Origin of the sequence: Spirosoma soli (assembly GCF_042684525.1) — a bacterium.
Classification (GTDB): Bacteria; Bacteroidota; Bacteroidia; order Cytophagales; family Spirosomataceae; genus Spirosoma; species Spirosoma soli.
This window is the reverse complement of record NZ_JBHULN010000001.1, coordinates 228,405-240,555: the sequence shown is the minus strand read 5'-3', so window position 1 is coordinate 240,555 and position 12,151 is coordinate 228,405. Positions and strand designations below refer to the sequence as shown.

At 53.4% G+C, this 12,151-nt stretch carries 8 protein-coding genes; 3 read left to right on the top strand and 5 right to left on the bottom strand.

The window, feature by feature from the left end; genetic code table 11:
* Window positions 1–14: 14 nt before the first annotated feature.
* Genes ACFSUS_RS00940 through ACFSUS_RS00930 form a run of 3 tightly spaced genes read right to left on the bottom strand, consistent with a single transcriptional unit; the run spans window position 15 to window position 4,656 of the window.
* Window positions 15–1,907: a rhamnogalacturonan lyase gene (locus ACFSUS_RS00940; protein WP_381517786.1), complete on the bottom strand. Its 1,893-nt coding sequence runs from the start codon at window positions 1,905–1,907 to the stop codon at window positions 15–17.
* A 30-nt stretch (window positions 1,908–1,937) separates the two neighbouring features.
* Window positions 1,938–3,275 carry a rhamnogalacturonan acetylesterase gene (locus ACFSUS_RS00935; protein ID WP_381517783.1) on the bottom strand — a complete coding sequence of 446 codons (1,338 nt, stop codon included), beginning with the start codon at window positions 3,273–3,275 and terminating at the stop codon, window positions 1,938–1,940.
* 22 nt (window positions 3,276–3,297) lie between these two features.
* Window positions 3,298–4,656, bottom strand: a complete 1,359-nt coding sequence (locus ACFSUS_RS00930) for a glycoside hydrolase family 88/105 protein (protein ID WP_381517780.1) — start codon at window positions 4,654–4,656, stop codon at window positions 3,298–3,300.
* Window positions 4,657–4,986: 330 nt separating this feature from the next.
* Here ACFSUS_RS00930 and ACFSUS_RS00925 point away from each other — a divergent pair, with 330 nt between their 5' ends.
* The 3 genes from ACFSUS_RS00925 (at window position 4,987) to ACFSUS_RS00915 (ending at window position 7,812) form a co-directional block, all read left to right on the top strand.
* Window positions 4,987–5,721, top strand: coding sequence for a (Fe-S)-binding protein (locus tag ACFSUS_RS00925; RefSeq protein WP_381517777.1), 735 nt, complete (start codon window positions 4,987–4,989; stop codon window positions 5,719–5,721).
* Window positions 5,722–5,842: 121 nt separating this feature from the next.
* The gene (locus ACFSUS_RS00920; RefSeq protein ID WP_381517774.1) at window positions 5,843–7,219 is read left to right on the top strand and encodes a lactate utilization protein B; all 1,377 of its coding nucleotides are present in this window, start codon (window positions 5,843–5,845) and stop codon (window positions 7,217–7,219) included.
* Window positions 7,216–7,812: a LutC/YkgG family protein gene (locus tag ACFSUS_RS00915; RefSeq protein WP_381517771.1), complete on the top strand. Its 597-nt coding sequence runs from the start codon at window positions 7,216–7,218 to the stop codon at window positions 7,810–7,812. Before ACFSUS_RS00920 ends, ACFSUS_RS00915 begins: the two co-directional genes overlap by 4 nt.
* 201 nt (window positions 7,813–8,013) lie before the next feature.
* On the opposite strand, the gene ACFSUS_RS00910 is transcribed toward ACFSUS_RS00915, so the two are convergent.
* Window positions 8,014–10,689 (bottom strand): MGH1-like glycoside hydrolase domain-containing protein, encoded by a 2,676-nt coding sequence (locus tag ACFSUS_RS00910; protein ID WP_381517768.1) that lies wholly within the window; start codon window positions 10,687–10,689, stop codon window positions 8,014–8,016.
* 197 nt (window positions 10,690–10,886) lie between these two features.
* Complete coding sequence (locus ACFSUS_RS00905) at window positions 10,887–12,059, bottom strand: serine hydrolase domain-containing protein (RefSeq protein WP_381517765.1); 1,173 nt, start codon at window positions 12,057–12,059, stop codon at window positions 10,887–10,889.
* Between the last annotated feature and the right edge of the window lie 92 nt (window positions 12,060–12,151).

Below are 12,151 nucleotides of genomic sequence, written 5' to 3'. Positions count from 1 at the left end.
ATACACAGAGGGACTTAAAAATCTTTGCGAACGCTACGCATACTCTGTCCCTCTGCGTTTAGTAAAGGTTTAGGTGGTGTTTTCATGCCATTACCGAGGTGAAAACTGGTGTGCGGAGGCTGGTTATACCCAACATTCTGCCAGGCAATGCTCAATCGGTACTGCGGATCATGCATCAGGGTGTATAAACGATGCTCCGTCGGAATGGTTGTCGTGTAGATTCGCAGGCTTTTGTTGTCGTTGGTACGAAAGATCACTTCTTCGCGCCAGTCGCCGAACAGGTCAGCGCTGAGGGCGGGCGTCGCTTTCGTACCGTTATTCGAGGAACAGCCCTCGGCCGTTAGTAACCGCTCCGATGGACCCGTCAGTTTGTACTTGTCGATGTGATTGCCATCCAGCAGTTCACGGGTCAGATCGCCATCCCACCACGCCAGAAAGTTGACCGATGGCGGATTATCGCCAATACGCTCTCCTTTTACGTTGTACACACCATCGGAACCTGACCACCAAAGTTCAGCGCCCGGATTCGTTGGATCAACGTCTTCGGCCACGCCACGTCCTACGTCTTTTCCGGGGAACTTACCCCAGATTACCTGTCCTGTCCGGGCGTCGTAGAGGGCTGCGCCATAGCCGTTGTCATAACCAGGCACGGGTTCTTCGTTTTCGTGGATGCCCCATACTTCCAGGCCCGGCCGGGTGGGGTCGAGATCGGTGACGTGCAAAGCGTCGCCGTGCCGGAGTCGGGTGGTGTACAAGCCTTTGCCGTTATCGTCTACTGCCATTGAGCCGTAGATAATCTCGTCTTTGCCGTCGTTGTCAACATCAGTAACGGTTAAATTGTGATTGCCCATACCTGAAAAGCCATCCTGCTTGTTGGAGTCGAATACCCAGCGCGATGATAACTTGCCGTTGCGCCAGTCCCAGGCTGCCAGCACCGTGCGGCCGTAATAACCCCGGCACATGATCACGCTTGGCAATTTTCCGTCCAGATAAGCTACGCAGGCCAGGAAACGGTCGACGCGGTTGCCGTTGTTGTCGGTTCCGCCATTGCCACCAATTCCGCCCCATCCATCAGTTGGATTGCGCGAGGGAATGTAATCGGTCGTTGCCAGGGCCGCGCCGGTTTTTCCATCAAAAACGGTAAAGTACTCTGGCCCTGTCATAATCTTACCATCCTGACCGACCCAATGCTTCGTCGAATCGCCGACGACTTTACCCGTACCGTCGATAGTGCCATCGGCGGTTTTGCAGGCGACTTCAGCCCGGCCATCGCCGTCGAGATCGTACACCATGAACTGCGTGTAGTGGGCTCCCTCACGAATGTTACGCCCAAGATTAATGCGCCAAAACAACGTACCATCCAGTTTATACCCTTCCAGGATTGGCGGGTCGGTCAAGCCCGCCTGACCGTTGTCGCGTCCTCGCCCGGCCTGGTGAATCACAATGTCATACTCCCCATCGCCGTCCAGGTCGCCCGCTGAGGCATCGTTGGGCGTGTAGCCCTGGGGCGTTTGCAGCGGAAGAGTCAGGTATTGCTGCGCCGGAGCGTTAGCCATCAGCGTATACGGTTTGCTGGCCGCTTGTTCCTTGCCGCTTAGCACTGGTCTCACAACGTAGCTGATTGACTGACTCAAATCAACGCCCTGGTCGATATAGTTTGTACTCTGGATAATCGGCTGTTTGTTCAGCTTGACCGGTTTCCCGTTGCCCGATGTCCGGTACAGGTTAAACGCGATGTTATCGGGGTCGGTGCCTAACAACCGCCAGCCCACGTACACCTTACCCTCGCCCTGATTGATAGCAACGACGCCACGGCCCAAATTTTCCATTAGCCGTTGCGCCTGGACTGGCCAACTAGCTAGCCAAAGTGCTGTAAAGAGAACCCGGGAAATAAAGACGTACTTCATAAGATTGAGTGCGATCGGTATGAACGTGTTTTAGTTGCCGTCCGGTCTTAGGGCCGTGATCATGGGGCTAAGCGGCCAGTGCCATGCCGCAATTGGATCGGGTTGAGCGGGGTTAAATGGGGCAATATCGCTCATGAGGTGCTTGGCCAGGTCCGGTACGTTAGCCTTGATGCCCTCCATCATGCACCGGGCAATTTCGTAAGCTCCGTAAGTGCTGAAATGCGTGTTGTCTTTCAACTCCTGCGTCTGGCCGGGGAAGCTGTTCGCGGGGTAATGCACGAACGCTTTGATAGACTGCTCCGGCCCCCAGGCTTCGTACAGGGTTTTACTCATCGCGTTCAGGTCGATCACTGCAACCTTCTCCTCTGCTCCAGTCTGGCGCACGGCTTCGGGGTAGTCGCCCAAGGTGTTGTTGATGTGCCCAGTGGAATCGAAGTTACGACGGTGCATCGACGTCACCAGCACGGGTATTCCTCCTCGTTTCCGGGCTTCGCTGATGTACAGTTTTAGCTGCTCTTTGTAGGTTGTGAATGGCTCGACATACGCGCTTCCCCGCTTCTGGTCGTTGTGCGCAAATTCGATGAACAGGTAGTCGCCGGGTTTCATCAGGCTCAGAATCTTGGCCAGTCGCCGTTCGCTGACAAAGCTTTTCAAGGCTTCGCCCGATTCGGCATGGTTCGCAATGGCTACATTGCCGGGCTTAAAAAAACGCGGAATCATCTGCCCCCAGGCCGCCCAGGGTTCGCGGTCCTGGTCAACGACGGTCGAGTTTCCGGCCAGGAAGACCGTAGTTGCTTTGTCGTTCCGGGTAATCTCGACAGCGCAGACTTTCGGGCTGGGCCCGTTGAACTCCAGCGTTAATTGATTATCCCAATTGAGATAGGCTAGTTCACGAGATTTGAGCCGGACTTTTTCCTGAGCATCAATCTGTGGATAGCGAACGTTTACCGTAAATGAGCGGGTTTCAAGCTGGCCGGTCTTGGTTACGACCTCATCCAGCATCAGCCGACGCGATTCGGCCCGAACGGTTGTCGTCGATTCACCGGCTTTATCGCCCAAAGTTACTTTAACGTCGTAGTTGCCCTCGGGCACATCGACGGTGAAGTAAAACGGCTTATCACTGGTTATAAAATCGCTCTTCAGGGCGTCTTTTCCACCGCGATCTACGGCCGAAACCTGGGCCTCTTTCGTGAACCCATAGCCCGCTTCTTTCGTGTATTGAGTAGTCGGCAGTACCTGCATGTACCCTTTCTCGGTCTTTCCCGAGCCAAAGTCGAACTTAAGATTGGTTTTGGGTAAGGTAGGTTGCGCGGTTGCCAACGTAGAGGCCAGTACACAACAGGCAGATAATGAGAGAATAGTTTTCATTAACGTGGGTAATGAATTTAGGTCACCGCTTCTCGGTCAGTTGGAGAGAGCTGTCGTTGATTTCAAACGATTTTTTCTTGAGCAGATTGATCACCTCGGCCCCTGCCAGTAATACCGGGCCGTAGCCGTGGGCCGCAAAGACGTTGATCGGGCGGTGGTAATAAAACGCCGGGTCGAAAGCCATGCCGGTACCGACGCAGGTACCTTCCACCTGGCCCTCAGCATTGACCTTGGTTGACACGGCATTCCAGGCCAGCATCGTCATCGGAGCATAGGCCAGCCCATCGAGCCAGCCCCGGTTAATGGCGCGGGCGATGGAATAGGCATAAATAGCCGTGGCCGAAGTTTCGAGATACGAGTCGTTTCGGTCGAGCAGTTGATGCCAGAAGCCCGATCCTGACTGACAAGCGGCCAGCCCTTTCGCATGGGCACGTAACAAATCGAGGATGGCGGCCCGGCCTGGGTGATTTTCCGGCAGCACGTCCAGCAGTTCAACCTTAGTCATAATGGCCCAGCCGTTGGCGCGTGCCCAGTGAAACTCGGGGTGCACGTCCATGCCTTCGACCCAACCGTGCATGTACAAGCCTTTCTCTTTGTTAAACATCCGCTTCGAAAAGAGCATAACCTGCTTCACAGCCTCGTCGAAATACTTCTGGTCGCCGGTCAGCTTGCCCATCTGGGCCAGGGCGGGTATGGCCATAAACAGATCATCGAGCCAGAGCGTGTTCGGCTGCGGACGGTTACGGGCTAACGTACCATCGGCTAACCGGTACTCCTTAGTTTGAATGTAGTTAATGTAGGTGTCGATTTGAGGACGTAGGTCCGCTTTGATGGAACCGGCCCGTACCGCTTTGATCATGGCCGCGCACATGGCACCGGCGTCATCGAGTGCATGCGGAGCCAGCATTGCCCGAAGCGGAGTATTTGCCTTTGGGTTCGCCTGAACCTGCGGACGGAAATAAGGCGTAATGCTGTTGAGAAAAGCGAATCGTTTGTTGGTATAATCCGCGTACCGGGCATCGCCCGTGGCTTCACTGGCTAACAGCATACCCGCGTACGTAACGCCCCATTCGTAACTCGTCAGTCGGAAGTCGCCGGGCTTGAGAATGGCATTCTCATTGAATTTACCAAAGTCTTTGATCTCCTGTTTGGTTTGCTTATCAATGACCTGCATGGGCGTTACCGCGTCCAGATACGTGTACACCCGGTTCAGTACCTTCGTTACGTCCTCAACTTTGGGACTGCCGTAGGGCACGGGGTAATCGGGCTGAAGGGCGTGCAAAGGCGTAGTGGAATCGTTAGCTTTCGGGGGCGTCGGTTGCGCCCAAACCGCGATACTAGTGGAGACGAAGCCTGCCAGCAGGAAGTTGGTGTATTTCATCGGTTAGGGTGTTTATGGTTAGACAGGTGGGCTCGTGTAGCTAGTTGGTTTAGCACCTTAAATGTCATACTACGCGAAAGGCTTTCTATCATGCACTCTCCTGTATTCAGATAATCTTTTGTTGAACAAAACAAAGGTGTTGTTTTAGAGTAGGAAGGTACAGGACAGGGGTTAGGCGCTAAGCTGGTACTTTCGTTCCGTCATCCTAAGCGGCTTTTTATCGGCTGAGTAATGACAAGTAGAAATAATCCCACTAATGGTTGATCAATTGCTGGCTTATGGCAGTAAATTGCCTCTTTAGCGTAGCGATGTGATTACTTAAACACGTGTATGAGAGTTGGCTTGTTTATTCCCTGTTACGTCGATCAATTTTACCCACACGTTGCCAGGGCTACGTTGACCTTGCTGGAACGGCTGGGTTGTGAAGTCGATTACCCACTAGAGCAGACCTGCTGTGGACAACCCATGGCTAACTCGGGCTATGAACACCTGACGGGGGGCTGCAACGACAATTTCGTCCGGAATTTTGCTGGATATGACTATGTCGTCTCGCCATCGGGAAGCTGCACGCTGCACATAAAAGAACACCTTCACGCAACGAACGAATCAGCGGCTACAGCCATTCGGTCGCGCGTTTACGAACTAACCGAATTTTTGACGGATGTATTAAAGGTGTCGGCGCTGGAGGCTGCCTTTCCCTACCGCGTAGGTCTGCACCAGAGCTGTCACGGGCAGCGTGGACTGCATTTGTCGCAGATGTCTGAACTGATGGCGCCACCCTTTTCCAAGCCGGTTCAATTGTTGAATATGGTGAATGGATTGGAACTGGTTGAGCTGGACCGGCGCGATGAGTGCTGCGGCTTCGGCGGTACGTTCTGCGTGACGGAAGAGGCCGTTTCTGCCAAGATGGGCAAAGATCGGGTGGCCGATCACCTGCGACATGGCGTTAATTACATCACCGGCGTCGATGTGTCGTGCCTGATGCATTTAGAAGGTATTCTTAAACGGACGGGCTCACCGGTGAAGGTGAAGCATATTGCCGAAATTCTTACGGCTACGGTATAACTGATTTTAATAGACCGCTGATTTTTACGATCTATAGGGTTTTTCATGATTCTATACAATTGATTAGGTGTTAACACAAAAAATCATAAAAGTCAGCGGTCCATAAACTGATCGGAATGTTATGAACAACTCTGTTGTAGACCATGCCACTGCGGCCAGTGCGTTTAACAAGGACGAAGCAACCGTCGACTGGCACGATGAGACACTCTGGTTTGTGCGATCGAAACGAGACCGGGCCGCGGCTCAGGTGCCCGAATGGGAGCAGCTTCGTGAGGCTGCGTCGCAGATCAAAAACCACGTGTTGTCGAACCTGCACGATTTGCTGGTGCAGTTTGAAGAAAACGCGACTCGCAACGGCATAACCATCCACTGGGCCACCGATGGTGCCGAGCATAATGCTATCGTCCATCGCATCCTGACCGAAGCGGGCATAACCCAGATGGTTAAGTCGAAATCCATGCTCACGGAGGAATGTCATCTTAACAACTACCTGATCGAGCACGGCGTCGAAGTCATTGATAGTGATCTGGGCGAACGGATTGTACAGATGCGGGGGGAGCCACCTTCCCACATTGTGTTACCCGCCATTCACCTCCGGAAGTCCGACGTTGGCGAAACGTTCCACCAGCACCTGGGCACCGACAAAGGCGCGACCGATCCACAATACTTGACCGAAGCGGCCCGTCAGCATCTGCGCGAAACCTTTCTTACCCGGAAAGTGGCCCTGACCGGCGTAAACTTTGCCATTGCTGAAACGGGCGGTTTAGTCGTGTGTACGAACGAAGGTAACGCTGACATGGGCGCGCACCTGGCCGACATTCACATCGCGTCGATGGGATTCGAGAAAGTGATTCCGCGTGCTGAGCATTTGGGGGTATTCTTACGCCTGCTGGCCCGTAGCGCTACCGGACAGCCTATCACTACGTTTTCGAGCCATTTCCATAAACCCCGGCCGGGCCAGCAACTGCACCTGATCATTGTCGACAATGGACGTAGTCGTCAGCTGGGCCGACCGGACTTCCGGAATTCGCTCAAATGCATCCGGTGCGCGGCCTGTCTGAACACCTGCCCAGTTTACCGGCGGTCGGGTGGTTTCAGTTACCACAGCGCCGTGGCCGGGCCGATTGGCTCAATTCTGGCGCCTAATCTGGACATGAAAGAAAATGCCGATCTGCCATTTGCGTCTACGCTTTGCGGGTCGTGCAGCAACGTTTGTCCGGTTAAAATTGATATTCACCAGCAGCTGTACAAATGGCGGCAGGTGCTCATGCAGGAAGGCTACGGACCCACCACCAAGACCGCGGCCATGAAAGCAATGGCCACCGTGCTCGAATCGCCCCGGCTGTACCGAACCGCTGGCAAAGTAGGGCGGGGGGTACTCCGGTTTGCGCCGGTGCTGGCCGAAAATCGCTTCAATCCGTGGTACCAACAGCGCGAAATGCCCGAGCCACCCGCCGAAAGTTTCCGTGACTGGTACGTTAACCACGCTAAAAAATGACTTCCCGCGACCGTATCTTAAGCAGCATCAAGGCCAACGCCCCCGCCTTGATACCCTTGCCGACTCAATTCACCTTCGAGTCACGTTTTGACGACCTTACCCAGAAATTCATCGATGTGTTAGCGTCGGTAGGGGGGATTGCCGAGGTAGTCCCCGATTGGGCGACTGTTATCGCCAAACTTCAGGAAACGTACTCTGGTATAACGGCCGTTGCTACAACCATTCCTGAACTGGCTAGCCTGGCCGATACCCCGCTGGACGGCACATCCCCGCACGATCTGGCAGGTCTGAACCTGGCTATTATCGAAGGGCAACTCGCTGTCGCAGAGAATGCCGCCATCTGGGTCGACGAGCGCCATTTGCCGCACCGCGTGCTGCCCATGATCACGCAATACCTGTCCATCGTCGTTCGGCAGTCGACGCTGGTAGCCAACATGCACGATGCCTACAAACTGCTCAAAGTCGATCAGACGGGTTTTGGTACGTTCATCTGCGGCCCGTCCAAGACGGCCGATATTGAGCAGAGTCTGGTGATTGGGGCACACGGCGCTCGTTCCTTATACGTCTACATCCTTGCCGACGGGGAGGAGTAGGGTGCTAAGCATCTGGATTGGGTGTTGTGGAGTTAGCGCGTCAGTGTAGGAGACGGAATTTGCGGGGGCGGATGAGCTATGAGGATTGTTCGTTTAAGTCTCTTAGCAAAGCACCTTTGTTAAGAGACAGATAATACAACAAAGGGCGATCATGGGTGTTGCTTTGTTTAGAGTATTATAGATTATACAACAGATGGTAGCCTACTTACCTATGCTTACAGCGGCCGGTTCTGGCTGGTACTTATACCAGTACTCGATCAGGTCAGCCACCAGACCCGTCCAGCCCGTTTGGTGGTTAGCGCCTAAGCCTGCTCCAACGTCGCCGTGGAAGTACTCGTAAAAGAGATATAAGCCCTGGAAATGCGGATCAGTCTGCATCTTCTTATCATATCCGTAAGCCGCAATACGACCGTCGGCTCCGCGACGGAAAATATTAATCAGCCGCTCAGCTACCTGAATCGTAGCTTCTTTCACGCTCATCACCTGACCCGAATTGGTCGGATACTCAATCTCGAAGTCGTCGCCGTAATACTGGTAGAATTTCAACAACGAGTCAATGAGCAAAAAGTTAACCGGGAACCAGATAGGACCGCGCCAGTTAGAGTTACCACCGAACATACTCATCTCTGACTCCGCGGCCACGTAACGTACCTGGAAGATCTCGCTGTTCAACTCGAACTGATACGGCGTCTTCTCGTGGTATTTCGATAGCGCCCGGATGCCATAGTCCGACAGGAACTCGGTCTCGTCGAACATTCGTTTCAGAATCATTTTCATCCGGTGCCCACGTAGCAGACTCAGCAGGTGGGTTTCACCCTTACCTGGCTCGTGCCAACGCGATACTAGCGATGCCAGGTCAGGTCGGTTGGTCAGTACCCATTCTACCCGGCGCTTGAAGTCGGGCAATTTAGAAAGTAACTCCTCATCTAAAATCTCGACGGCGAACAGGGGAATTAGCCCAACCATTGAGCGGATTTTGAGCAGACGGGCGTTGTTATCAGGCGTATGCAGTACGTCGTAATAGAACTGATCGACTTCATCCCATAGGCTAATGCCTTGCTTGCCGAGGTTGTTCATGGCGGCTGCAATGTGCAGGAAGTGCTCGAAGAACTTACTGGCCATGTCCTGATACGACGGCCGGGTCAACGAAATCTCGCAGGCAATTCTGAGCATATTGAGCGTGTACATCGCCATCCAGCCCGTACCATCGGCCTGCTCGATACGGCCGCCCATCGGTAGCGGCTGACTACGATCAAATACCCCGATGTTATCCAGGCCGAGGAAGCCGCCCCCGAAGATGTTATTGCCCTCGACGTCTTTGCGGTTCACCCACCACGTAAAGTTTAGCAGCAGTTTATGAAACACCCGCTCCAGAAAGCCTACGTCGCCAACGCCGTTCAGGTCGCGGTCAATTTCGTACACTTTCCAGGTCGCCCAGGCGTGAACGGGCGGGTTCACATCGCCAAAATTCCATTCATAGGCCGGAATCTGGCCATTCGGATGCATATAATACTCACGCAGAATAACGGCCAGCTGACGCTTGGCAAAGTGCGGGTCGAGCCGGGCGAGCGTCAGCGTGTGGAACGCCAGATCCCAGGCTGCAAACCAGGGGTATTCCCATTTGTCGGGCATCGACAGAATGTTGGCCGTGTACATATGCCGCCAGCCTTCGTTCCGAGCGTACACACGTCCCTGAAAGGGCACCGGCATCTTGGGGTCGCCTTTGAGCCATTCATTAACGTTGTAATAGTAAAACTGCTTGTTCCAGAGCATGCCAGCGTAGGCCTGCCGCTGAATCGCCAGCAACTCAGGGTCAGTGACGTTCTTCTGTAAATTGGCGAAAAACGCGTCTGCTTCTTCAACGCGTTTGTCCCAGATGGCGTCAAAATCGGTAAAGGGTTGGGTGAACAGCGTCTGATCGCTAAACCGGAGCCGAATGCTTACGCTACCGCCCGCCGGAACCTCACGCGTGTACTGAGCCGAAGCCTTCGTACCGATCTGGTTTGGATTGATAAACTGCTTTTTGCCGCCCGACGTAATAAAATTGTTGATTCCATCTTTAGGATATTTCGATACGTTCGGCCGACCGTAGAGCCGTTCGGTATTCGTATCGTTATCGCAGAACAGCAGGGCGTCGGCGTCTTCGCAATAGAGCTTGTACTTGCCTAGCTGCTTGTGGTTTATCTCAATCTGGTTGTTAGCGATGCCGTTGAGCATCGGCCGACTGTTATACTGGTCATAGCCCCACGACCACGTGTTTCGGAACCAGATGGTGGGTAATATGGTCAGCGGAGCCGCCTGATCGGAGCGGTTATGGGCCGTGATTTTCACCAGCCAATCGTTCTGATCAGCTTTAGCGTACTCAATGAAAATATCGAAATACTCGTCTTTGTCGAAAATGCCCGTGTCAAGTAACTCAAACTCTGGTTGCTGCCGATTTCGGCGCATGGTTTCAATCACGAGTCGATTGTATGGAAACTCCTGCTGCGGGTACTTATACAGCATTTTCATGTAAGAGTGCGTCGGCGTACTGTCGAGGTAATAGTACAGCTCCTTGACGTCTTCACCATGATTGCCTTCGGGACCGGCCAGTCCAAACAGGCGTTCTTTCAGGATATTGTCTTTGTGATTCCAGAAGGCCAGCGCAAAGCAGATATGGCCTTTGTTATCAGAGATGCCACCGATGCCTTCTTCGCCCCAGCGGTAAGCACGCGAGCGGGCCATGTCGTGGGTAACGTAGTTCCAGGCATCGCCGTAGGGGCTATAATCCTCCCGTACGGTGCCCCAGGCACGATCGGAAAGATAAGGCCCCCATTTTTTCCAGCCTTTATTGTCAGCTCGTTCGTAGATTCGTTCGCGTTCCGCTATAGCAGTCATAATTTGAGTACGGTGGTCTGTTTATGTTGATGCGTTGTGTGGTTAAACGTTGATCAAAAGTAATGCTAATCTATAGTGAGTTTATAGAAAATTTTGTCAATGAATACTTTTGTGATCTAACGTTTTGAGAGCAAGGATGTTTGATCCTCTGATCGTTAAATGAATCACTTTTAGGTAAACGATCTTATTTATGACTGTTATTTCTTTACGGCCGCTAAAACACGTTTGATCAGTTCATTAGGATTGCCATTATGCCAACGCCATACAATAACTATATCATGTTCGGGATCAACCCAGACGGTGTTCTGGCCAGTTCCTAAAGCCGCAAAACTAGTTGTAGGGGCATCGGGCCAGGGCTTTTTGCCCGTTGTACGGTCAGGCGTGTTCAACCACCACAGGTAGCCGTAGGGCGGACCCACCGATCCGGGCGTTGTGGCCTGTTTCACCCAGTCCGACGATACAATCTGGTGGTCGTTCCAGCGCCCCTGACGCAGAAACAAATACCCAAAGCGGGCTTCGTCGCGGGTGTTGATCCACAAACCGCCACCCCAGCGGGTTCCGCCACTAACCGAAGGCATCTCTTGGCCATCGATATTGGCTACGGCATTGGGGTACGGAATGTAGCGCCAGGTATCCGAAGCTCCAATCGGGTTCATGATTTCGTCACGTACTACTTCGGGGAGTGGCTTCTTCCACAGACGCAGCAGCGACAGCGCCAGGCGGTTGATACGCACATCATTGTATTCGTAATACGTGCCCGGCTGTTGCAGCGTACGGGGTTTACGCTCCCCTTTACCAAATGCTTCTTTACCCACAAAATCACTGTTTTTTCCCCACATGGTTCCTTCCCATTCACTGGTTTGACGCGCGTGATGCTCCCAGGTAACAGGTCGGTTCTGGGCTGACTCGTAGCCGCCGTCGTGGATGAGGTTCGCCACCGGGTCATGGATGTCCGGAATCATTTTCTTTTCAATGGTGATTCCCAGCACCGTAGAGAGCACACTTTTGGCTACGCTGTACGTCGGATCGGGCCGTTGAGTGTCGCCCCACTCGGCCACGATATAGCCGTGACGAAGGACAATGCCATTGGTTTTGGCCCGGCTGGTAGGCATTGGCCCGAGGAGCTTACCGAAAATTACTTCCTGCGTCGAGAAATCGGGGGCCATCTGGGTCGTCTCCTGCGTTTTGGCAAACGATACGGCCTGCTCCAGCAGCGCGGCATCCATATCCGCTTTTTCGGGAGCCAGGTGCGCCCAGTTGTCGCCTTTGGGCGGAAAATAAGCAGTTGATTTTGCTGGTGGTCGATGGCAGGCTGTCCAGAGGGCAAGCGTGAGGATAAGCCCTGTAAGGTTTCGCAGAGAAGGTAACATAGCTGGGCAATTGTGGCCGCTTTACTAATGAGGGCTCTAAGTTAAGAGTTTCAGGTTAAACCAGTGGGTATTGATAAAAGACCTCATGAGTA